Consider the following 23,605-nt stretch of genomic DNA (forward strand, 5'->3'; position numbering starts at 1 on the left):
CCCCTGACAGGCACTTGCAAATATGTTTTCGGGAATGGTGGTTGTTGGGATAGCGCAACAACACTGGAAAAATCGCAAAAAAACTCCACAGGCTCGCGGAGTGCGGACTTGTGAAGTTTTTTTCTTATCATTTAATAACGCGTATCCAGGAATCCGCAGAATGCATCTACTGGAGACACACCGGTGAATTCGGAACGGCCTACCATCTTATCGACTAATGCTTTCAGTGTGAAATCCTTTGAGTCGTATGTGTTGATGTACGTTTGTACTTGCGGCACGTCAGCCAAATGGTTCGGTGCTTGGACAGATACAAAGATTGTCGGGATTTCGTGGACATAAAATGGAATGTCCGGTGTTCCTTTTGAAGCTGGCCATTGGATGCGCTGATCCGTATTCGGTTGTACCGAAGCTACGTTGATGATCAAGTCATAGGCTGCGATCAACTCTTTGATTGGACGTTTTTGAGCGTACACGTTTGCAACGGCAGCGGCCCTTTCTTCTTCCGGCAATTTGTTGATCCGTTCTTCAGTAGATTCCCAGATGGAGACTTCAAAGCCTTCAGCTTCCAGGATGCCTTTCAACGTATCGACAGGACGAACCGCTTCGCCGCCGATCATTGCGCCGAAGCCGCCTTTATGGCCTTCAACGTTGACCAACAGGACACGTTTTGTCTTTTCTGGTGAAATCGGGAAGATGTTTTGGTTGTTTTTGACCAAAGTGATCGCTTTGTCGGCAACTTCAACTGCGATTGCTTTGTTTTCAGGCAAACCGATTTTAGCCATTGCTTCTTCTTTGGATGGCAAGATTTCTGTTTTCGCTTTTTTGTGCAGACCTAAAGCAGCCTTTGTGCCCAAGATGCGCGTCAAAGCTTCTTCCAAACGCTCGTCCGTGATGACGCCGTTGTTGTAGCCATCCAACATCCATTGGAAATCTTCGTCCGGATCGTTGAAGAACAAGAACAGGTCAGAACCTGCAGCGATAGCAGTCGGCAGCATATCTTGGCGTTTCATGGCGGAAGTCATCGCAACCATGTGGCTGGCATCGGTAACGACCAAGCCATTGAAGCCCATTTTGTCGCGCAACAGATCAGTCAGGATGTATTTGTTCAAAGTAGCAGGCATAATCTGTTCTTGAACGGTAGCTGCCGGATTGAAGTGTTTCACGTATTCAGGCAAGGAGATGTGTCCTGCCATGATGGAAGGCAAACCGGCATCGAACAAAGTGCCGTAGACTTTACCGAAAGTAGCGTCCCACTCTTCAGTGGAATATGGATTTACGCTGAATGATAAATGTTGGTCACGCTCGTCGATTCCGTCGCCAGGGAAATGTTTTGCAGCAGGCGCGATGCCGCTTTCCTGGATACCCTTCATGTATGCCAATGACAACGCGATGGTTTTATCCACATCGCCGCTCCATGTACGCGTTGCGATGATCGGGTTGCGCCAGTTGCGGTTGATGTCCACGATCGGGGCAAAACTCCAGTTGCAGCCGATAGCAGCAGCTTCAACGCCGGAAACGCGGCCCATTTCGTATGCGTACTTCGTATCGTTTGTAGCTGCGATTTTCACTTCAACGCCGACATACGTGCCGTCTTTACATGCGCCGTTGCCGCCTGCTTCCGTGTTGGCAGCGATCAACAAAGGGATTTTGCTGTTTTCCTGCAGAATTTTGTTTTGTTCGTAAACTTCTTCCGCCATACCAGGATTGTAGCGGACTCCGCCGATATGATAGTTATTCAATACGCCCGTCAAATATTCCTCCGTGCGTTCCGAACCCATATTAATAAACAGTTGTCCGATTTTTTCTTCGACAGACATGCCTGCGATCGTATCTTTGACCCACTTGATTCCCTCGGCATCCAAGTTATAAGGTTTAGTAGTTAAATCGACTCTCATGATTTTTCCCCTTTCAAAATAGTTCTGGAACAGATCGATACCAGCGCGTTGGCGTCAGCACCGTCTTTCCTACAAGAACAAGTATAGGCAGTTTATCCGAAAAAATGAAGGCACTTTCACCCTGTTTTTGAAAGGTTCGGATTCTGTTCAAAATTGAATCCTCAGGTCATAACGGTTAAAAAAAGGCTTTCAAAATGTCACCAAACCTCTCTATGTAGCCATTTCTTCAAATCATATAATGCTTCGGAAAATCCCTACACACAAAAAAGAAGCATTGAAAATTTGTCATTTTTTTGTCACAGTATCCGTCCAAATAGAAAATGGAGCTTTCCTTGGGAGAGCTCCATTTTCTATTTGCGATTGCAACAATCACTCCACAAGCTCGCCGACTATCGGCAGACCTTCAAGGACCTTTAGTCCGTGAGGCGACTGGTTAGTGATTTCTTCCGTCAGTTCATTGCCGGCGGTCAAGCCCAATTTATGTTCTCCGTCTTTCCAAGCTTCCACATTAGTGACATCGTAGACGACTCCATCGACGGCTACATAAGCCGGCTGGCCGTCCTTGCCGTTGTATTGGCTGAGTTCTTCGAGCGTGAAGGTTCGCATTTCTTCAGCTGAACTGCTGACCGATACGACTTCGGAACTCGTTGTTGCGCTATCTTCGACTATGGCAGGCGCACACGCGACCAACAACAAGCCGGCTATCCCTGCTTGCAGCATCAGGCTCAATTTTATTTTCGACATCTTCGGTTCCTCCTTCATCATAAACCAAATGTTTCATAATGGATGCGGTCTTTGGAAACACCTTTTTTAAGCAGAACTGCTTCGACGGCGTTCATGAATGGCGGTGGACCGCACAACAGGTACTCAGCAGCCTCGTATCGGATTTCATTGTCCTGGAGAATCTTATCGATTTTCCCTTCATCGAGAAAGCCGCTCTCATTGGCAAAGAAAGGCACCAAACGGAAATCAGGGAGCCTGTCCTTCAACGATTGGAGCTTATCGGTAAACCCATACTCCTCCTGACTTTTCAGACTCCAGACCAACACCATTCTGTTTGGGAATTGTAGGTGCGCACTATTTTCCAATATCCCCAGCATCGGTGTGATCCCGATGCCTCCCGCAAACATGACCATACTCACCGTTTTATCGTGCATACCTTCTTGAACATGCCACATACCGCCATGAGGGCCTTCAAGCGACGCTTTGACTCCCGGCTGCAGCGTTTGGAAACGGTGGGTGTAATCCCCGGAATCCTTGATGGCCAGTGCAACTTCATCCCGATCCTGCGGGGCACTGATCAGCGAGAAAGGATGCTCTTCCGATGAATACTGTGGGTCATAGAGGCGCAGAAAGACAAACTGCCCGGCTTGGTAAGGGAATATTTCGCCATTGTCCGGCTTCAGATGGACTTCCAGGACATTGCCCTTTTCCGGTTTTGTGGCAGTGACTGTATATAGATTTTTTTTTAGTCTGACCGGCTTGAGGAATTTGTGGTTGATGTACAAGCCAAACGCCAAAGCGAAATAGCCTCCGAAAATGGCGGCGGCTAGGTAGTCGCCCTGCACGATCACGGTCATGGTCAAGACATGGATAGCCAAAAAAGTGGCGGCTAGGATGTTGAAATTATGGACGAATTTCATCTTCTCGTAGTTGGCGATAGGATATTTTTTGAGGGTTGTTTTGGCTGTTTTGACGATTTTTTTTCGTCCGAACCAGTTCGTTAGGATGAGGGCAGAAAGGACGGCGATGGTCAAAAAGAAGATGATGGCCAAATCCCCGAAGATGGTCGAGTAGCGGTATACCCAGCCCCAGAGAACAGTCACCCATAATTTATGCGTGACTCCGATCGATAAGGCGACGACGGCCATGATGGCATGGAATCGATTCAGCTTGTCCAAGCTGAAGTAGTGTTCGATGAACCTCGGACGGGATGCGATGATGACTCCCGTCAAAAGCCAAGTATAGGATACAATCCCCAGAAAAGGCGGTCCTGCGGAAAGAAAGCTCCTGTTCCTGAGAGAGACTGCAGCGATAAATACAGGGAGAAGGATGTAAGCGGCAACAATCAGCATGCGCATCAGTTTTCTGTTCATTACTGAGCCCTCTTTTCTTCTGCTGGTTTCGGATAAAAGATGCAAGCAGCGCTTCTTACCCAAAGGAAACGCATCTCCTGTTTCCATTTTATAACGTTATGTAAACGGATACAAACCAGAAGCCTCGACCGGCAAAATGCAAAAGCGATCAGAAGACACTTCTGAAGCCAAAAGCTGTGATACAATGAAAAAAAATAATCCAAACAAGGGATGATGATATGGATCATACAAAAAAAGAACTGACATGCAACCAGACGCGGAACGTGCGCACTGCGTTCGTGTCCTACAGCGAATTGAACGATAAAGATACCCTGTTCGGCGGTGAAATCATGTCGCATTTCGACTCAGCCTGCGGCAGGGCCGTATTCAATTTCGTCAAGCGGCCTTCCTTCACTGCGACTGTCGATTTGGTTGCCTTCATCCAGCCCGTCCGGAAAAACGAGGCCATCTACGTGGAAGCGTATGTCTCCGGCTGCGGGAACACATCCGTGGAGGCCTTCGCCAAGCTGACCGCCACCGATGTGCGCTCTGGCGAAAGCCGCATCTGCGCCTACGCCTTCCTGACTTTCGTCATCACCGACAGCTCTGACCCGGACTTTGTGATGCCACAGATCCAGCCCGAATCGGAGGAAGAAAAGATGATTTGCGCCGGCTACGAGGAGCGCAGAATCAACAACCTGGTCAAACGCAACCAGAACAGCCGCCTGCTTTCCGGCCTTTCCACAAAACAGATTTGGGATAAGTGACGAAAGAAGAGCCGAAACGCCCGCGGGCATTCAGCTCTTCTTTTTGTCGTTCTACAATTCGTGGAATATCGGTTGCCTCCCTTCGAAGGTGCATTACTGCTCATAGCCCAACGCATTCAATTCCAACTTGGTATCTTCGATATATGCCCCCAGGTGGTGCTATTCATTGCTGTCGCTACCCTATGCTCACAATTTTGCCGTTCAAGTCCTTGTATAGCCTCAAAATGGCTCTGGATGGTGTCAGATCCTTCAGGCCTTATCGGTGCGGGGACGTGTTCACTTCGATCCCTTTGCCGTCCTGGATGACCTGCTTAAAAATTTCGGTGATGATCTCCTTAACCCCAAAAAAACTTCAAGCGAACCGATTAAGGTTGGCTTGAAGTTTTTGATTACTCTAGGGTTATTGTACGTCGATAGAAACATCGATCGTCTGTACTGGAACATCGTAGAATCTGTCTTCTCTGCGTCCAAGGAAGTCTTTTGCTTGTTGCGGGAACAAAGCGTACATCAAGACGTCTTCTGTGGATTTAGCGTATTGGCTGATCTCTTTTTCAAATTTAGGCATTTGCGGCAAGATCAGATCGGCAGGTCTCACTGTTGTGATGCCTTCGTTGCCGATGATTTTTTTCGTGATTTCTGCGGAAATCGCTACTGGCGGTTTGCCGTATTGACCTCTTACATATTCCTTGATTTCATTAGGCACAAGTTTGTAGCGCTCGCCTGAGATGACGTTCATCAAGGCTTGCGTACCGACCATTTGCGATAACGGGGTAACCAATGGAGGATAGCCTAAGTCCGCACGCACTTTCGGAACTTCTGCCAATACATCGTCGTATTTGTCCTGCAGGCCTTGTTCAGTCAGTTGGCTCAACAAGTTGGAAAGCATACCGCCTGGTACTTGATACAGCAATGTTTTCGGCTCGACGTCCTTCACTTTAGGGTTCAGGATGCCGTCGTTACGGAAACGATCCCGGATTAGTGCAAAGTGATCGGCGATTTCTGCCAGTTTGTTCATATCAAGACCCGTGTTGTAACCCAGGCCTTCCAACGCGATTGCGACGGATTCCGTAGCTGGTTGGCTTGTGCCGCCAGCAAACGGGGAGATGGCTGTGTCGATGATATCTGCACCGGCTTCAACAGCCTTCAGGTACGTCATTTCAGCAATGCCGCTTGTCGCATGTGTGTGGACTTCCAAAGGCAAATCAACTGCAGCTTTGATTTTGCTTACCAATTCAAAAGCGACGGCTGGCGTCAAAACGCCGGCCATGTCCTTGATGCAGATGGAATCTGCGCCCATTTTGGCCATTTCCTTCGTCAAGCCGACGAAATAGTCGACTGTGTGGAATTCGCTGGTTGTATAAGAGATTGCAGTCTGGCAATGGCCGCCAGCCTTTTTGGTGATATCGATGGCTGTCTTCAGGTTGCGCAGGTCATTCAACGCATCGAAGACACGCACAACATCGATGCCGTTTTCGATTGATTTTTCGACGAATGCGCTGACGACATCATCGGAATAATGTTTGTATCCCAATAAGTTTTGGCCACGCAAAAGCATTTGCAGTTTTGCATTTTTGACTTCTTTACGGATTGTGCGCAGACGTTCCCAAGGATCCTCGTTCAAATAACGGATACAAGAATCAAAGGTAGCGCCTCCCCACATTTCGATGGAGTGGTAGCCGGCTTCATCCATGGTTTTGATGATAGGCAACATATCTGAAAGTGGCATACGTGTTGCAATCAAACTTTGTTGACCATCACGCAAGACCGTTTCCATAAAACGGATTTCTTTAGTCATGTAATTGGTCACTTCCTTCTTGTATTATTTTAGAAATGGCATCTTGCATTTCTTCAATGGTGTGGCGACGGCTGCGTCCGCAATCTTTTGCATCACGATTGCAGATGAAGCAGCGTCTCGTGTTCAGGCCCAATTCGGTCCGGCTGATGCTCTTCAGATCATTGCCTTCCATCCAAAGAACATCCAGGTCAAACAATCGGCCGAAAGGATGCGTTTCTTCGATCATCACCATTTTTTCTTTCAGTTGTGCTGGCGTCAATGGCGAAAGGAAATAATATTCCGCCCCTGTCTTCAGGTTCCGGTAGAGGGAAGCTTGCGGCAGATGATTGCCCAGCACTTCTTCTATGCGTTCCAGAACTTCAGCAAAGACAGCTTCCAACTGCTGATTGTTTTTTATAGGACCCGGAATATTCATGAGTGCCATCAAGAGGCTGTCCTCTTTCTGGCTGCTCAATAATTCCCGTTGGATGGCGACACGTTTTTCACGCACCTCCAACATTTCTGCTAAAGTAACGCGTTCTCCTTCAGTAAAAAGGGTTGTATTAGACATTTTTTACCACATCGATTATCGTGCCATCACGGTATTCGATTAAAGCAACTACTTTGTTTCCGTATTCAATAGGTTCTGGTGCTCCTACTACAGAATATGCAATGTCTTTTAATTGTTCAATTGTAAATTGAGGAACATCAAGATTACTGAAGTGTTCAATTAAATCTTTACGTTCAGGATTGATAGCAATACCAACTTCGGTAACAACTACATCTACACTAGCACCTGGTGTAACGACAGTATTTACTGTATCAACAATTGTTGGGATACGTCCACGAATAAGTGGTGAAATAACCAAACTCATTTTACATGCCGCACTTGTATCTGAGTGTCCGCCTGAAGCGCCACGAATAACACCATCAGAACCTGTTATTACATTCACGTTAAAGTCGGTATCGATTTCTAGCGCAGATAAAATAGCTGTATCCAATTGATTGATGACAGCGCCTTTGCTTAATGGAGAAGCATACATGTTTGCATCAATTTCATAATGGTTAACATTATTTCCTAAAGAAACAGCAGACGGATGGTCAAAATCTTGCACGTCGATGATTTTTCCAACAAGTCCTTCTTCAAGCAATTCTACCATTGCGTTAGTAATACCACCTAAAGCAAAGCTAGCTTTGATACCATCTTCAATCATAGAATCTTTCAAGAAGCGCGTTACAGCAAGAGATGCTCCACCGGTACCTGTTTGGAAAGAGAAACCTTGTTTATAATAAGGAGAGTTAATGATTACTTTAGAAGCATATTCTGCAATCAATAGTTCTTTAGGGTTTTTAGTGAACCGTGTTGCCCCTTTAGCAATTCCTTCAGGATCGCCAATTGCATCAACGACAACAACATAATCAACATCTGTTTGAGGAATACTGATTGGTGTGTTTGGATAAGGCATCAATGAGTCAGTAATAGCGACAACTTTATCAGCATACTTTGCATCTACCATAGCGTAGCCTAAAGATCCGCACGTTGTTTTTCCTGATGTTCCATTCACATTACCATATTCATCAGAACTTGGAGCGCCTAAGAAAGCAACATCGATATGGATATCTCCACGGACGATTGCTCTGGCACGTCCACCATGAGAGCGAATCACAACAGGGTTTTCCATGATACCTTGGGAAATAGCTGCCCCAACTTTATCACGTAATCCGCTTGATGTAATGTTTGTCACAACACCTGATTTAATATGTCCAATTAATGGTTCATGAACATTTGCAATGGAGCTTGGTGCGATAGAAATGTTTTTGAAACCCATTTTAGCAATTTGATCCATAACCATGTTCATTACGAAGTCGCCTTCGCGGAAATGATGGTGAAAAGAAATTGTCATGCCGTCTTTAAGTCCTGTTTTTTCAATCGCTTCACGAATGCTACCTAACATCTTTTTGTCGTTAGGCTTTACAGGATGAAGTTTACGAGTAGACTCTTCGTAATCAGCGATGTTTGCTAATTCCCCGTCATAAACACCGTATTGTTGAGCAAATACTTCAGGAATGTCTTTTCCAACTTTATTGATGGCCATTATTAAATTTCCTCCTCGTTAATCAGTTTAGCCGCTTTGGCCAATGCAATAACGCGTTGTGCACGTTCAACAATTGGTTTGTCAACCATCTTACCCTTCAATGAGATAACGCCTGAACCTTTTTCTTCTGCTTCTCTGATTGCCCAGATAACTTCTTTTGCATTTTGAATTTCTTTTTCTGTTGGTGCGTAAATCTTGTTCACGATTGGGATTTGACGAGGATTAATAACAGATTTACCATCAAAACCAAGTTGTTTAACAAGTTCAACTTCTCTGGAGAAGCCCTGTACATTCTCAACGTCAGAGTAAACTGTATCAATAGCAGCGATTCCAGCTGCACGAGCAGCATGAAGAATGTAGCTTCTTGCGAAGAACAATTCTTGTCCGTCAGGGTAGCGTTTTGTTTTCATGTTTGTTACGTAGTCTTCTGCGCCTAATGCAATCCCGATTAAACGAGTAGATGCTTTTGCGATTTCACGAGCATTCAATGTACCTTCAGCAGATTCGATGGCTGCCATCATTTTAGTTGTTCCGATTTCGATACCATATTTTGTTTCGACTTCAGTGATTACTTCATCTACATCAATGATATCTTGAGCAGTTTCTGTTTTTGGGAGTCTGATAACATTTACTCCAGCCAAAACTACAGCTTCAATGTCTAGTTTTCCAACAGTGTCTAAACTATTGATACGTACAACTGTTTCTGATTTGCTGTAATCAAATGTTTTCAATGCAAAATGCACCAATGTGCGGGCTGAATCTTTTTCTTTCAGAGAAACAGCGTCCTCCAAGTCAAACATGATTGAATCAGCACCATACAGGGGTGCATCCCTAAGCATTGCAGCATTTGCGCCAGGGACAAACATCATAGTTCTTCTTAAACGTTCCATGTGTCCATCTCCTTCCAGTTGTAGTCGTTGTTTTCAGCAGCACGATGAATGGCTGTTACTGTACGCGCTTCGATCGTGCAATCCAATGCACCTTTGTCAACAGCGGATACTTTCGCGCTTGTGATGCCTAGATTTTTAAGTGTTGCGATGATGACTTCCTCGATACGATCGCCATATTGTTTTTCCACGCTTGAATCCAGTGTCACTGCAACTTCATTGTTATCACTAGGTTCAACGACGATCATGATGTCACTTGATTCAGTCGTTCCAGCTACTGCATATTTTTTAATTTCCACTTTTTTCACCCCTATTAATTTTTCCATAATTTTCTATTAAATACAAATACGTTGTTGCTGGTACAAGTTTTTTAATTGTTTGAAAATCATCTTCTTTCAATGCTTTTCGTACACGTGTAGCACTGATGACCTGTCCATCCAGTTCGATCCGGGGAACGACTGTCAGGGCAAGCGTATCAGAAAAAATCTCACGCATACTCTCGTTATATACCTCTGTAACGGGGGATAATGGTTCTTCCCCTACAAAGCGCGTTTTGATCTGGAGAGCAGGCGCGATCCTCTCCTTGAACAAGGTTGCATCCAGCGTTGCCTGTACGCGGGCTATGCTTTCTACTGCCTGATCCTTCAGAAAGTAGGATGGGAAAGTAGCGGATGACACTTGATAATCCCTTGTCGGGAGAATGACCACATTCGGAAGGTGCTGTGTGCCCGCCTTGACAAGCTTTGATCGCTCTTCCGTCGAAAATTCGGAGCGATCGTCGGACAGGACAAAAAGATAGAGAACATCAACTTGAGCAGCAGCCGTTTCGACTAAGTACAAATGACCTTTAGTGAACGGATTCGCATTCATCACGATGGCTCCCGCATGATCGGCATCCCTCTTGCGGCTCTCTAGCAAGGCCAAGTAGTCCGAAAAATCGGGAGAGCCTTGTTCCATAAAGAGAATCGTGTTTGTGCGGATAATCTCTTTAAAGCCAAGGGACGCAAAGGAAATCGCCACGCAGGGTTTCGTGTACAAAAAGAAGTGGATAATGCCCTCATCGTGAAGCTTGGAAGATAAAGCCATCACGATTTTTGTCAATAAATTTTCGCTTTGATACTCAGGATCGACAGCGACCAGTTTGATGATGTTTTGATAAGTCGATCCGGTAGCGACTAATTTGTTTCGGTCATAGAGGCCTACTGTATAGTCGACTTGCTCGTCCGGGACAAGTCCGCCTAAGAACAATAAATCCTCCCAAGCTTTTTTGTCCGCTGGAACACGCGTTATCCAGATTCTTTTCAGTTCATACATAGGTGAGCCTTCTTTGTTTTATTTTTAGGCTGGAAAACGTTTGATCAATACAATCGATACAACATACAAAAGGAATAGGACCAGGAAGATGCCGCCCATACCGAAAATCATCAATTCAAATGCAATTTTTAAAGCTTCTGGATCAAATACCATAATAATTCTCCTTTCAATGAACCTTCTTAACTAAAGAAGGCAAGTACTAAACCACCAGCGATAACAGATGCAATTTGTCCGGATACGTTCGCACCGACAGCATACATCAAAATAAAGTTTTGAGGATCTTCATCCGTAGCCATTTTTTGGATTACACGGCTTGACATTGGGAATGCGGAAATACCGGCGCCACCGATCATTGGATTGATTTTTTCGGTTCTGAACAAGTTCAGCAGTTTTGCGAACAATACGCCACCGATTGTGTCCATGATGAAGGCAACCAAACCGAAAGCGATGATCATCAGTGTTTGGAAATTCAAGAACAAGTCAGCCTGCATTTTTACGGAAATTGTAAGCCCCAACAGGATACTGATGATGTTGACCAATTCGTTTTGGGCAGTCAATGAAAGTCTGTCCAAAACGCCACATTCGCGCAACAAGTTACCGAACATCAGGAAACCTACCAATGGAAGGGAAATTGGTGCGATAAAACCGGCAACGATCGAAATGATGATCGGGAAAAGAATTTTTGTCATTTTGGATACGCCTTCCGCTTTATAAGTCATGCGGATGCGACGTTCTGCTTTGGTAGTGACAGCTTTGATCGCGATCGGTTGGATGATCGGAACAAGCGCCATGTAGGAATAAGCGGCAACCGTGATCGGTCCTAATAGATTAGGCGCCAACTGGTTGGATACGAAGATGGCTGTCGGGCCATCAGCGGCACCGATGATACCAATTGAAGCAGCTTCTCTGATGTCGAATCCGAAGAAGATAGCGACTACGATTGTAAAGAAGATACCGAATTGAGCGGCAGCTCCGAATAATAACATGAACGGGTTTTGCAACAGCGGCCCGAAATCGATCATGGCACCGATACCGATGAAAATCAGCAGCGGGAACAACTCTGTGCTGATACCTGCTTCAAAGAGAACATCCAAAACGCCCTCTGATTCAGATCCGTTGACCATTTGGGTCAGAACGCCTGTCCCTGGGAAGTTGACCAAGATAGTACCCAGTCCCATAGGCACTAATAATGTAGGTTCGTACTCTTTCTTTATTCCTAAATAAATCAGGGTAGCCCCGATAAGCATCATCACGATTTGGCCAATCGTAATGGATGTAATTCCTGCTAATAGTGTCTCCATTTATTCACTTCCTCCTAATAAAATAATTATGCGATTGTGATTAATGCATCGCCGGCATTTACGACTTGACCTTGGTTCACATGGATGCCAGCTACTTTACCAGCATGGTTTGCGACAACTTCATTTTCCATCTTCATGGCTTCAAGGATCATCAATGGTTGATTTTCTTTCACTTCATCACCGATGTTCACTAATAGTCTTAGGATAGTTCCTGGCATTGGGGATGTCATTGCGTCTCCTGAAGCTGCTGAAACTGGCGCTGCAGCTGGTGCTGCTTGTTCTGCTGGTGCTGCTGGTGCTGCTACTGGCGCTGCTGGTGCTGCTGCAACTGGTGCTTGAACCGGTTGTTGCACTCCGCCGATTTCTTCCATTTCTACTAAGTATTCCTTACCATCGATTGCAATCTTGAATTTTCTTAACATTTATAATTCCTCCTTATTATTTAACCTGACTTATTTTTTTTACGACAAATTTACTTTCAGGCATAGTGCCTGCCGCAATACTTGCGGAAATCAGCGAAACAAGATGAGCCTCGGGATTACGCTTCATAATATTCTTTACCACAAACTGCGATTTAGGATGATCTCCTGCAGCGATTGCTGTCGCGATGACACTGACTAATTCATATTCATTCGGATCAGTGGGTATAAAAGCTGGAATTTCAATCAGGTCATTCACGGGTGCACTTGCAGAAACAGTTGCTGACGGTACTGGCTTAGGCGCCATTGTGTCCTTTTTCCCAAAGAAACCTTTGAAAAAAATCATTTTCTCACGTCCTTTCTATGGATTTAATCCCATTATAGAAATTTCTCTCATTAAAAACAGGTCATTAAGCCTCTTTTATTGTTTTTTTTATGTTCTCAAAAACGACCAAACACTACAAACGTTGTCATATCAACGTTTTTGGGCATTTAAGACTTTTTTAATATTTGGTTAAGCCGCATTTAAGAAAGCGTTTCAATTAGCGTGTGTTTTTTGTGTTTTTTTAAAGTAACGGCTTTCAATTAACTTGCAAAGTAACTATTATTGCTCTTAGAGAGACAGCCCAATCAACTTTGGGATTTTTAAATTAGAAGAAATGTGAATCTATTCACTTCCTAGTTTGACTATCAAAGGAATCGGGTGCTCTCAAAAAAACTTTTTTATAGTCGGAAGGAGAAAAAAAATGTTACTTACAGTATTGTCTTATGGAATGATCGCGATCTTCATGTACGTGATCATGAAAAAGAAATTATCACCGTTCACCGCATTAGTAATCATCCCACTTGTTTTTACGCTTATCGCTTTGGCAACGGGTGTTACCTCTGGAAATATCGGGGAATTTGTTTTGGAAGGGGTAACCACAACTTCTAAAACTGGTATCATGTTATTGTTCGCTATTCTTTACTTCTCTATCATGTTGGATACTGGTCTATTCGACCCTATCACCAAAAAAATGATCCACTTCGCTAAAGGCGATCCGATGAAAGTCTTGATGGCAACTGCTGTCGTTGCTGCCACTGTTTCCTTGAATGGTGACGGTACTACAACAACTTTGATCTGCTGTTCAGCTTTTATTCCTATCTATAAGAAATTAAATATGAACCTGATGAACCTTGCTGTCTTGGTTATCCTGCAAAACACAATCATGAACTTGCTTCCATGGGGCGGCCCTACTGCTCGTGCAATGGCTGTTCTGGAAGTTGATGCAAGCATCCTTTCTTACCTTGCTCCTGGTATGGTATTGGCTTTACTTTATGTCACTTTCTGGGTTGCCCCACACATGGGCCGCAAAGAACGCGCTCGTTTAGGCGTTAAAGTCCTGACTGATGAAGAAATCGAAGAAATGACTACTGTTACAGACCCTGAAACACAAGAAATCCGTCGTCCACAAAACTTCGCATTCAATGGTATCCTTACAATCGGCTTGATCGGCTGGTTGGTTGCTGGGTCATTCATCGAAGCTATCTCAATGCCACCTTTGATGTTATTCTTGGTTGGTACGTGTATCGCTTTGATGGTTAACTACCCTGCTCTTAAAGATCAATCTTCCCGTATCGGCGCAAACGGCGGCGACGCTGTTCAAGTAGTAATCTTAGTATTCGCAGCTGGCGTATTCATGGGCTTGTTCCAAGGTTCCGGAATGGCTACTGCTTTGGCAGAAAGCTTTGCAACAATCATTCCTAAACAATTGGCAGGTTTCTGGGGAATCATCATCGCCCTTATCTCTGCACCAGGTACTTTCTTCATCTCCAATGATGGCTTCTACTTCGGTGTCTTGCCTGTATTGGCTGAAGCTGGTCGCTCTTACGGATTCACAAACATGCAAATGGCTTTGGCTTCCCTGATGGGTCAAGCATTCCACTTGTTGAGCCCATTGGTAGCATTCATCTACCTTTTGCTTCGTTTGACTGGATTGGATATGGGCGCTTGGCAGAAAGAATCTGCGAAATATGCACTAGGAATTTTCGTAATCTTCTTAGTGACAATCGTATTGTTCGGCCAAATGCCGCTTTACATCCCGCAATAAATAAACGTATAATCCTAATAAGGAATGGAAAGCCGGGCGACTCTGCTCGGCTTTTTAGTATAAAAGGAATCGCTCTCATTTAGAACTAACCAATAGCTAACCAAAAAATAATAGGATGAAGGGGAAAAAGATGAGCACTATAATCAAAGCAGTCAGCAAAAATTTAGACCTTAGCCAAAATAAGCCGCTTAAAGACCTGATTTACGAGGCTTTTCGCAAGACCGTCATTTTAGGCGAAATCCCAGCTGGAGAGCGCATCAACGAAAAAGAGTTCTCCGAAAATATGAACATCAGCCGCACACCCATCCGCTACGCTCTGAAAAAGTTGACCGAAGAAGATTTAGTGAAACACGTCCCTGGAGTCGGCGTCGTCGTAAAAGGCATCAGCATCAAAGATGCGTACGAAATTTACGATATCCGCAAAGCGCTGGATACCCTCGCTACAACAACAGCCATGAAGCTGATGACAGCCGAGGATTTCAAAGTGATGCGACTGCATTTGGAATACTGCGAAATGCTGAATCAGGAAGATAAAGTTGATGAATTGCAGCAGAAATTTTTTGAATTCAACGATTTCATATACGAAAAAAGCCAGATGCAACGCTTAAAGTCCATCGTTTTGAAGCTATCGGAATACTTGATGTACTTCAGGGACATCTCGATCAGTTCGAAGGAAAGACGTGATTTTGCATTGGCGGAACACTGGTTGATCTACCGCGGGATGAAGACACAGGATGCTCTCCAGATCCAACTCATCACCCACGAACATTTGGATCGCTCACTGAATTTTATCGTCAAAGAAATGGAGAAACGTAAAATTGACTTTGAAACCAATGAATGAGCTACTTGTCGAAATTGCCGGGCAAGCCGAGAAAGCTCTCCTTTATGAGGTAGCATTGACACCAAAACCCGGTCTGGTGGACCGCAACAACAGCGGTGCCCACTCCGACATGGATTTCTTTACTTTCTTGGACAGCATCGTCAGCCTGAGCCCTTACCTTTATCAATATGTAAAATTAGGGATGGAACATGAAGGAACCGCAAAAGAGCTATTCCATAAAGTCCGCTCAATGGGCGTCCATGCCGAAAAAGCGATGCTGGCTGCCACCAAAAACATCAATACGCACAAAGGCGCGAACTTCTCTTTCGCTGTACTGTTGGGAGCGACCGGTGCTTGCATCGGTCGGGGTCTGCAGCCTCCTTTCACACAAAATGATACGCAAGAAGTACTCGCCTATGCCCAAGAAATGAGCCATGGATTGGTGACGGATGATTTTGCTGATCTCGCTGCCAAAACCTCCTTGACGTATGGAGAAAAATTATACCTCAGCTATGGCATCACCGGTATCCGCGGCGAAGCCGAAGCCGGCTATCCTGCCTTGAGCGAACTGATTTTGCCTTTTTTTAGAGCAAACCAACGTCAGCCCATTGAATCACTATTATTAAAGGCGCTGCTCCTGTTGATGAGCCAAGTTGAAGATGGCAACATCATACACCGCGGAGGCATCGACGCCTGGCAGACAATCAAAATGGAAGCAAAACAACTCCTGCAAGATTCACATGAAGGAAACCTGAAAGAGTTGATGTACAGCTATGACCTGGTCTTGATAGAAAGACACTTGAGCCCAGGCGGAGCTGCCGATCTTTTATCCTTAGGTATCTTTTTTGCAAAATTGGAAAATTTGTTCTGATCTTACTCGCCGTCTGGGCTGAACGTATAGCCGATTCCCCAGACGGTCTTCAAATAACGCGGCTTTTTCGAGTCATCCTCAATCTTATTGCGCAGATAGCTGATGTAAACCATGATCAGGTTATTGTCCATCTCCCCATCATTCCATACATTCGCATAGATCTGCTCCTTCGAAAAAACTTGATTCGGATTTTCCAGGAAAAACAGCATCAATTGGATTTCTTTGGATGACAGGGCGATATCCTGCCCCCGCTTCTGCAGTTGATATAGATTTTTGTCGAAAGTAAAATCGCCCACTTTGAGGACACGGCTGGTTGGATTTGATTGTTGTGACTGGATGGTCTTCATTCTTTGCAACGTGCTCAAAATTTGAGCACGCAAAAGATTTGGCGAAAAAGGCTTCGTAATATAATAGTCCGCCCCTGTTTCGAGACCGTTGATGATATCGGTCTCGCTTTTTTTGCCGCTTATAAATATAATAGGGGTCAACGGGTAGTCAGCGCGGATCAGCTGCGCCAGATGGTAACCGTCATTCTCATATTCCAGACTGATATCCAACAGAAAAAGATCAAAAGTCACACGGGTCATGATATCCAGTGTTTTTTCGATGGAATCACTTTGGTAAATAAGAACGCCCGTTGATTGCAGCGACTTCCAAATCAGCCGCCGAATTGCGATATCGTCATCAACGACGAGTATTTTTTGATTGTTCATATTTTTCCTCCTCAATGTTCTCTAGTTTCGCAAGTGGAACATCGTTTTGTCAACTGATAATTTACATACTGTGTATTTTTTAAGAAAGGGTTCTTATGATGAAAAATAAACCAACGACACGTATCATCAACATCATCATGGCAGGATTATTCATCATCATCGCAATTACATTGGTCACGATCGCCGGCAGCTTCTACACCGTCGAACAGAATGCCAAGAAAAGCGGCCAGGAACAACTGATGCGCACCTTGAATTATGTGACGAACAACCTGAAGCTTGTCATCGAAAACAGGTCCTTATCGCTTCAGCAATTCTCCCAGAAACTTCCTTCCGAAGACCTTCCCGAAGAGACCCTCACTGCTTATCTCGGCTCCCATGAAGATCAAATAAATCTGTTGATCCAACTTGATGCTGAAGGTAGTTTTTCGGAGGCTTGGCAGTTCAACAATGGATCCGTTCAGGAACTTTCCGAAGATCGAGTCGAAACTTATCTGATTGCGGACCCGAGTCTAAAATCGTTGATTGGAAGTGGCTCGCTCGTCCAAAACAGCAGCGATTATTTTCTTGAGAACCAATCGTTCGTCAACCTTTATTCCCCGATTGTTGCGGACGATGGCCAAATCACCGGTTATTTTATCGCACCTTTGAACCTTGAAAATATGTTCAAGGCGGAAATATTCAGCGACACAAGCGACTACAGTGGCTATCCATTGGTGAAGAACGCCGATATGGAAGTCGTCATCCATCCGGTCGAGAGCCAAGTCGGACTTGATATCATCTCCGGCCGCCAGGAGCAGTTCCCGGATTTGGATCTTTCCGATCTGAGGCGCTTGGAGGAAGCCCAGCTTACTCAAGAAGAAGGAACGCTCAGCTATTATTCCTATTGGTGGGACGAAGAGAATCCGACCAAGGTTCTGAAGTTGGGTGCCTTCGAGTGGATCGACATCGGTGCAGCCCACTGGGTCATTGCCCTGAACTCGGATTTCTATGAGCACAACCGCGTCCCTATTCAAAACAATTATATCCTATTAAGTCTGTTATTGCTGATTTCTGCTATAATTCTCATCTTCATCCTTTTGATCAGGGGCTATAACAAAAAAAACCAGGCCTACGAAGAAAGCCAACGCCTCATCGAAAAACAAAAATTCGAAAATGAGCGCCATCGACTGGAAAAACGGATCCTGAAAGAAAGCAAATTGGAAGCAATCGGACTTTTGACCACGACGATTGTTCACGACATGAATAATTTCCTGACCCCTATCCTAGGAAATGCCCAGTTGTTGATGGAAGATTACGCTGAGAACGAGGACTTGGTCAGCGAGCTGAAGGAAATCTACCTTGCGGCAGAAAAAGGCAAGGATCTCTCAACGAACGTGTTGCGTTTTTCCAAGGTCAGCGAAGGACAACAAGATACCGCGCATGACCTTTCGCAAGTACTCAAGGAAACCATTTCCGAAATCACGATCCTGACGCCGAAGAGCATCAAAGTCGAGAGTGACATCGCTCCCGGCATCTTGGTTGAAGGCTTCGACAAGCAAGACTTGCAAGTGGTCCTGTATAACCTTCTGACAAACGCCTTTCAAGCAATCGATACGCGTCCCGGCAATGTCACGATCAGGCTGAAAAAAGCTGATGCCGAATGCAACGCCGATTTGCAGAAGCGCTCGATTGTGACGAAGTACAAAGAATATGCGGTCCTGTCCATCACAGACGATGGCCCCGGAATCGCGGAAGGATTGGAGAGCAACGACCTGTTCGATCCTTTCTTCACCACCAAAGGCAGCAACGGGTCCGGTCTGGGATTGTTTGTGGTTTCTTCCATCGCTGATAAATATGATTGGCAAATCAGACTGGACAGAGCCCAAAAAGGTCTGACCGTCCTCGTCAACATTCCCCTCCAGAAAAGCTGATACAACAAAAAATGAAAACCAACAGCATTAATCCTGATTGACGGGGACAATGCTGCTGGTTTTTTATTTTCAGATCAGTGCTCTACCGATCTGCTGGTATTCACAGAGATTGGGCAATCTGGTCAAATGCATGGATAGCCTCATCCGGAAGCGGGAATTCCGGATGTTCTTGGTTGAACGTCTGCAAGAAATCAATCCGCATCGTCATCCGTTCCTTCACCAGCTTTTTATAGCTCTCGTCTTCCATAGGTGGTTCATATCCAGGCACATCCAAGTACGCCAAGCCGGTCCCGTCCCCGAAAGGTTTGAATGTGGCTGTCTCTTCGACGATGCTTTCGATCACGCCGAGGGTGACATCCTTGGTGATGTCCTTGTCCAGGAAAGCGCCGGTGTTGATGATGTAGCAGTCCACTGCCTCTTTGCTCAGCAAAGCTTTAAAATCTTCGTAATCTTCGATCAGCGGATAGACGCGGAACGGATTGGCATAAGGTTCGATAACCAATCGGTCTCTGTCCTCGCCCTTTCTGGCGGTTTCCGCAGTCGACCGTTTCGTGGCCAACGTTGCTCCGAAAGTGGCGGCAAGGATCGGATTCTCGATTTTGACGAGCGGCGGCAAGGCGTCATCTTTCATGATCCAGTAGATTCCCTCGATCGCCGAATGGAACTTGTCCACTCGGTCAGGCGTCACGTATCGCGACTTGACGGTGCGGCCATTGCCGTTGCGGATATCTTCCGTCACCAAGACACGTTTCCCGTCCACGTCCTTCGTCACGCCTACGTTCTGTGCCGTCAGGAAATATTCCTGCTCAGGATGATCTGCCGGATAGTCCTGAGTCTTGTCGAAGTAAGCCGGTTCCAATGCAATCGAGGAGCCGTCGAGCAGATCGATGATGAAGGCATCATCATGCAATACTTTCACTTTGTACTTTCCGTTGTGCTTCGAATGCGTCAGCGTCGACTTGCCCGAACCGGACAGGCCGAAGAACGCAAAGACGCGCTTCTTGTCTTTCAACACAAATTTCTTCAGACCGCCGTGACAAGAAGCATACCCGTTGCGGTGCGCGGTGCCCCATGCCAAGGATAGCGTGCCTTTCTTGAATTCCCCAAAATACTGCATACCCAAAATGCAGGCGACGTTGTGATCGGGTTCGAAGTAAGCCAGACCCAGCGGATAATCGGGATGGCGCCAGTCGGGATCCGTATAAATGTAGATATCCCCTTCCTCATATTTCTTTGAATGCGCGTACAATTCGTTGTACATATCATTGGCCCACTGGAAGTTCAACAACCAGGAATATAGATTATTTTCGTTCCCTTCCGGAAAGGCGATGTGCGCTTTAATGATGAACTCTTCATCCAATCCGACATAGCCGGTTGTCTGGTGGTATTTCTTCGTGCGGTTCTGGTAGATGACTTCACGGACCAGTGCCATCAACTGCTCGTCCTCCGCTTTGTCCTCGCCAACAATCCTTCTTGCTTTAGCCGTCCGTCCGACTATCTTGCCGCCGTTTTCGACCAACACTTTGGCATCTTCAGGCAGGCCCAATTTTTCCGTCTCTTTGATGGGAAGGTCGGTTACGATGACCCCTGGGGATGTTTTCGCCAATTCATAGGCTTCGGCAAGTGTCGTCACTTCATGCATATTGCTGCCGTAGAAAGCAGTTTCGACTGTCGTGCGTAATTTGGTTAACAATGGATTGGTCTTCTTCAATGCAGATCTTTGGTACGTTTCAATTGTTGCCATACTCGACCTCCGTAGTTTTGATGACTTCATTATAGTATGCTTTTCTGTGTTTGTGCCGATATTGAGGTGTACTTATGATGTGCTTGATATTTTGAACAGAAAAAAAACACTTTCTTGGTGTATGAGACTTTTTCGCATCCGAGAAGTGTTTTTTCACTGTACTATGTTTGGGAGTACACAAAAGAAACACCACATCCCGAAAGCTTAATGCTACTATAGAGTCAACTAAACAAGTAATAACGGAGGAATGAATAGTGCTTACCGTAGCCGAAGCAGTCAAAATACTCAGCAAAAAAAATATTACACATTCAGAAGAAATGGTGCGCAGATGGATCCGCAAAGGGAAAATCAAAGATGCTGTGAAATTCAGCAATAAAGAAGGTTGGTTGATTCCTGAAGATTCATTGGAAGAAGTCATCGCAGCCAAAACCTACATGAACAGCGGCATCAAATCGACTAAGGAATACCGCAAAGGATACCAGGATGCCTTGGCTTACATAAAGGAACGGGATTACGAACTCATCAAGCAATCCCCTCCCGTTTATGAGAAAGAATTCACGATTTATCGGGATGATGCCTTGGACTTGGCGGAGAACATGCTGCCGGAAGAACAGTTGGTCAACCCTTTCAAAAAATTTGTGGATGATACGCTGTTCAAGTGCAGCCATGCAGAACCGCTGTCCTCCATCGTCGTGAAGGTATTGAACAATTGGGTGCTCGTGGAAGATACAAACGACATCTACAATATCGCAAAACTGCCGAACCTGAACGTGACTTTTGAGGACCATCTGACGCGCGCCCTTTTGCGCGACCAGTTCAACACATTCAAAAGAACAAGCCTGGCAATCTGAGATTAGTTCCATAAGAAGTTGTCCGATAACCCGTAAGTATCGGACAATCGCCGCTCGCTTTCATCCGTTGTTGGGGCTGTCTCAAAACTAGAATATATTATTCTAGTTTTTGACGGCCTTTTTGTCGTATTCATTGAATAATAGTCGTGTAAAACAAAAAAATCCAAAAACGGATGTTTTTGGGCGCACGGAAATAAGATAGATTGATATGATTTTTTTAAGCAATTTTTACTTCGTGGTACTCCGTTTTAAGGCGATTCGATTTGCGCTTGTTGTGCAGTTTATTAAAATTATATCCTAAACACAAGATGGTCATTTCAACTTCTACATTTTTGAATCCTCGCATCAAAAATCGTTGGACCCCATAGTTCCCTTTTAGAACGCCAAACGCACCTTCTACCTGAATGGATCGATTCACACGGAGTTTTATACCTTCCTTGGACGAAATATTTTGAACGGATACCGCTCGTAGCGCGTCAAATTTTTTTGAAAAACGAAGAGTCTTATTTGCCTCTAACTTACTTTTGTTACATTGTTCATAAATCGGGCAATTGCTGCAATCTTCGCATTCATAATTACTTAATTTCCGCTCATATCCACTCTTTAACTTTTGGGTGCTCTCATATTTGAATACTAATTTGCGCCCGTTGCTACAGGTAAATTCATCTTTTTCCTTGTCATATTCCATATTTTCCTTGCGTCCAATTTGTTTTTTAAATTTTTTCGTCTTCACTATTTCATGATTCTGAGGTTTTATGAACGAGCTATACTTCTCTTCTGTTAGATAGACATAATTCTCTTCACTTTCGTATCCAGAATCTGCCACGATGTTCTTGAATTTCTCTTTAAACGCTGCTTCTATCTTATGCAAGAAAGGCACGAACGTGCCATAATCTGTACTACTTGAATAAACACCTACTTGGACAATGTACTCTGCTTCCACACCAATCTGAACATTATAAGCCGGTTTTAATTGACCATTACGCATATGGTCATCTTTCAGTCGCATGAATGTGGCATCTGTATCGCTTTTAGAAAAACTATTTCGATCGCCAAATTTATCAAAGCAGTATTCATAGTACGTTTTTCGGTCTATATATTCGCTTAGAGTCTCATAATTCCTTTGTAGTGGCGTCTTTCGTTTGCCACTCCCATGCACAAAAGTGAGGTTAGTTTCCTGTTTTTCCTTCTCAAGTAGTAAAAGACAGTCTTTCATAAAGGTAAGCGTAAGTGGTTGTGGAATATCCTTGTCAGCATAAAGAGTTTGGAGAAACAGATTCGCTTTTTCCATTAGCTTTACATTGTACTTTTCCACCGACTTTCGCCATACGAATGTATACCGGTTCGCATTTGCTTCTACTTTCGTTCCATCTACATAAAGGGTTTCGAAAGTAATCTCCTGTATCTTTTGTAGTAAGCGAGTGAACTGATTGAACAAATAATCAATTGATTTAGGCAGGCGATCTTTTTTGAAACGTGCAATCGTGTTGTGATCGGGGACAGGTTGCCCTTGAAGGAGGTACATAAAATTAATGTCGCGTCGGCAGGACTTCTCGATTGCTCGGCTCGAAAAAATATGATTCATCGCGCCGTATATGACAACTTTGAAAAGATTTTTCGGTGAAACCGCTGGTTTTCTTCCCAAAGGGGAGTAGGCCAGGTGTAATTTCGAATAATCGAGCTCCTCTAATATTTGGCTCAGGAGTCTCACCGAATCATCCTCGGGAATGAGTACGTCATAATAATGGGGTAAAACCAGTTGTGTAAAGCTCCCGCGTTTGCTATACTCTGGTTGTGTGAAATCGTTTTCCATAATTCTATTTTACACCAAAGGAGAATTCTTCGTGAATTCTCCTTTTTGTATTTTTTAAACAAAAACAAAGAGGCCATCTCATTTTATTTTGAGACAGCCCCAAGCAGCGCTCGCTTTCATCCGGAGTTGTCCGATAATCCGTAAGTATCGGACAAGCAGCGCTCGCTTTCATCCGTAGTTGTCCGATATCCTGTAAGTATCAGACACCAACAGCACGCCCACAAAAAAACATGGAGCTGTCTCGAAAACGAGACAGCTCCATGTT

Annotated in this window: 22 protein-coding genes; 6 read left to right on the plus strand and 16 right to left on the minus strand. The window is 44.8% G+C overall.

The genetic code is table 11. The features are described from left to right. Positions 1-131 precede the first annotated feature (131 nt). From ACKPBX_RS04770 to ACKPBX_RS04780, 3 genes are all read right to left on the minus strand, one after another. Positions 132-1,895, minus strand: coding sequence for a glycoside hydrolase family 3 protein (locus ACKPBX_RS04770; RefSeq protein WP_319996134.1), 1,764 nt, complete (start codon positions 1,893-1,895; stop codon positions 132-134). Between the two features lie 369 nt (positions 1,896-2,264). Further along, on the minus strand, positions 2,265-2,501 hold the full coding sequence (locus ACKPBX_RS04775; protein WP_106449094.1) for a cytochrome b5 domain-containing protein: 237 nt from the start codon (positions 2,499-2,501) through the stop codon (positions 2,265-2,267). Between the two features lie 155 nt (positions 2,502-2,656). Next, a complete protein-coding gene (locus ACKPBX_RS04780; protein WP_319996135.1) occupies positions 2,657-3,991 on the minus strand; it encodes a ferredoxin reductase family protein in 1,335 nt (444 codons plus the stop codon). Between the two features lie 218 nt (positions 3,992-4,209). On the opposite strand from ACKPBX_RS04780, the gene ACKPBX_RS04785 reads away from it, so the two are divergent. Then, a complete protein-coding gene (locus tag ACKPBX_RS04785) occupies positions 4,210-4,737 on the plus strand; it encodes an acyl-CoA thioesterase (RefSeq protein WP_319996136.1) in 528 nt (175 codons plus the stop codon). A gap of 400 nt (positions 4,738-5,137) precedes the next feature. Here the strand turns inward: ACKPBX_RS04785 and ACKPBX_RS04790 are convergent, their stop codons facing one another. From ACKPBX_RS04790 to ACKPBX_RS04835, 10 genes are read right to left on the minus strand one after another with little or no spacing between them, the layout of a single operon-like run. Next, on the minus strand, positions 5,138-6,532 hold the full coding sequence (locus ACKPBX_RS04790; protein ID WP_319996137.1) for an oxaloacetate decarboxylase subunit alpha: 1,395 nt from the start codon (positions 6,530-6,532) through the stop codon (positions 5,138-5,140). Beyond that, positions 6,525-7,082: a citrate lyase holo-[acyl-carrier protein] synthase gene (gene citX, locus ACKPBX_RS04795; protein WP_319996138.1), complete on the minus strand. Its 558-nt coding sequence runs from the start codon at positions 7,080-7,082 to the stop codon at positions 6,525-6,527. Before citX ends, ACKPBX_RS04790 begins: the two co-directional genes overlap by 8 nt. Next, positions 7,075-8,607 (minus strand): citrate lyase subunit alpha, encoded by a 1,533-nt coding sequence (citF, locus tag ACKPBX_RS04800; RefSeq protein WP_086626837.1) that lies wholly within the window; start codon positions 8,605-8,607, stop codon positions 7,075-7,077. The genes citX and citF overlap by 8 nt, the downstream gene beginning before the upstream one ends. 2 nt (positions 8,608-8,609) lie before the next feature. Further along, a complete protein-coding gene (gene citE / locus ACKPBX_RS04805) occupies positions 8,610-9,497 on the minus strand; it encodes a citrate (pro-3S)-lyase subunit beta (RefSeq protein ID WP_106449004.1) in 888 nt (295 codons plus the stop codon). Continuing rightward, on the minus strand, positions 9,485-9,793 hold the full coding sequence (citD, locus tag ACKPBX_RS04810) for a citrate lyase acyl carrier protein (protein ID WP_086626835.1): 309 nt from the start codon (positions 9,791-9,793) through the stop codon (positions 9,485-9,487). The genes citE and citD overlap by 13 nt, the downstream gene beginning before the upstream one ends. Continuing rightward, positions 9,783-10,808 (minus strand): [citrate (pro-3S)-lyase] ligase, encoded by a 1,026-nt coding sequence (citC, locus tag ACKPBX_RS04815; protein WP_086626834.1) that lies wholly within the window; start codon positions 10,806-10,808, stop codon positions 9,783-9,785. The genes citD and citC overlap by 11 nt, the downstream gene beginning before the upstream one ends. A 24-nt stretch (positions 10,809-10,832) precedes the next feature. Next, positions 10,833-10,961 (minus strand): OadG-related small transporter subunit, encoded by a 129-nt coding sequence (locus ACKPBX_RS04820; RefSeq protein WP_086626833.1) that lies wholly within the window; start codon positions 10,959-10,961, stop codon positions 10,833-10,835. A gap of 26 nt (positions 10,962-10,987) precedes the next feature. Beyond that, on the minus strand, positions 10,988-12,109 hold the full coding sequence (locus ACKPBX_RS04825; protein ID WP_086626832.1) for a sodium ion-translocating decarboxylase subunit beta: 1,122 nt from the start codon (positions 12,107-12,109) through the stop codon (positions 10,988-10,990). Between the two features lie 26 nt (positions 12,110-12,135). Further along, the gene (locus tag ACKPBX_RS04830; protein ID WP_086626831.1) at positions 12,136-12,531 is read right to left on the minus strand and encodes an acetyl-CoA carboxylase biotin carboxyl carrier protein subunit; all 396 of its coding nucleotides are present in this window, start codon (positions 12,529-12,531) and stop codon (positions 12,136-12,138) included. Between the two features lie 16 nt (positions 12,532-12,547). After that, positions 12,548-12,835, minus strand: a complete 288-nt coding sequence (locus ACKPBX_RS04835) for a hypothetical protein (protein ID WP_319996406.1) — start codon at positions 12,833-12,835, stop codon at positions 12,548-12,550. Between the two features lie 439 nt (positions 12,836-13,274). On the opposite strand from ACKPBX_RS04835, the gene ACKPBX_RS04840 reads away from it, so the two are divergent. The 3 genes from ACKPBX_RS04840 to citG all read left to right on the plus strand — a co-directional run bounded on the left by ACKPBX_RS04840 (position 13,275) and on the right by citG (position 16,309). Continuing rightward, the gene (locus ACKPBX_RS04840; protein WP_086626829.1) at positions 13,275-14,618 is read left to right on the plus strand and encodes a CitMHS family transporter; all 1,344 of its coding nucleotides are present in this window, start codon (positions 13,275-13,277) and stop codon (positions 14,616-14,618) included. Between the two features lie 130 nt (positions 14,619-14,748). Further along, positions 14,749-15,459 carry a GntR family transcriptional regulator gene (locus tag ACKPBX_RS04845; RefSeq protein ID WP_086626828.1) on the plus strand — a complete coding sequence of 237 codons (711 nt, stop codon included), beginning with the start codon at positions 14,749-14,751 and terminating at the stop codon, positions 15,457-15,459. Further along, positions 15,437-16,309, plus strand: a complete 873-nt coding sequence (gene citG / locus ACKPBX_RS04850) for a triphosphoribosyl-dephospho-CoA synthase CitG (protein ID WP_319996139.1) — start codon at positions 15,437-15,439, stop codon at positions 16,307-16,309. Before ACKPBX_RS04845 ends, citG begins: the two co-directional genes overlap by 23 nt. Positions 16,310-16,311: 2 nt before the next feature. Here citG and ACKPBX_RS04855 read toward each other — a convergent pair whose 3' ends face one another. Further along, positions 16,312-17,022: a response regulator transcription factor gene (locus ACKPBX_RS04855; protein ID WP_086626827.1), complete on the minus strand. Its 711-nt coding sequence runs from the start codon at positions 17,020-17,022 to the stop codon at positions 16,312-16,314. Positions 17,023-17,117: 95 nt separating this feature from the next. Between ACKPBX_RS04855 and ACKPBX_RS04860 the strand changes: the two genes are divergently transcribed. After that, on the plus strand, positions 17,118-18,932 hold the full coding sequence (locus tag ACKPBX_RS04860; protein ID WP_319996140.1) for a sensor histidine kinase: 1,815 nt from the start codon (positions 17,118-17,120) through the stop codon (positions 18,930-18,932). 100 nt (positions 18,933-19,032) lie between these two features. Here ACKPBX_RS04860 and ACKPBX_RS04865 read toward each other — a convergent pair whose 3' ends face one another. Then, the gene (locus ACKPBX_RS04865; protein ID WP_319996141.1) at positions 19,033-20,676 is read right to left on the minus strand and encodes a phosphoenolpyruvate carboxykinase (ATP); all 1,644 of its coding nucleotides are present in this window, start codon (positions 20,674-20,676) and stop codon (positions 19,033-19,035) included. Between the two features lie 254 nt (positions 20,677-20,930). Between ACKPBX_RS04865 and ACKPBX_RS04870 the strand changes: the two genes are divergently transcribed. Then, positions 20,931-21,527 carry a helix-turn-helix domain-containing protein gene (locus ACKPBX_RS04870; RefSeq protein WP_319996142.1) on the plus strand — a complete coding sequence of 199 codons (597 nt, stop codon included), beginning with the start codon at positions 20,931-20,933 and terminating at the stop codon, positions 21,525-21,527. 217 nt (positions 21,528-21,744) lie between these two features. On the opposite strand, the gene ACKPBX_RS04875 is transcribed toward ACKPBX_RS04870, so the two are convergent. Further along, positions 21,745-23,340, minus strand: a complete 1,596-nt coding sequence (locus ACKPBX_RS04875; RefSeq protein WP_319996143.1) for an IS1182 family transposase — start codon at positions 23,338-23,340, stop codon at positions 21,745-21,747. Positions 23,341-23,605 lie beyond the last annotated feature (265 nt).

Source organism: Trichococcus shcherbakoviae (assembly GCF_963666195.1).
GTDB classification, from domain to species: domain Bacteria; phylum Bacillota; class Bacilli; order Lactobacillales; family Aerococcaceae; genus Trichococcus; species Trichococcus shcherbakoviae.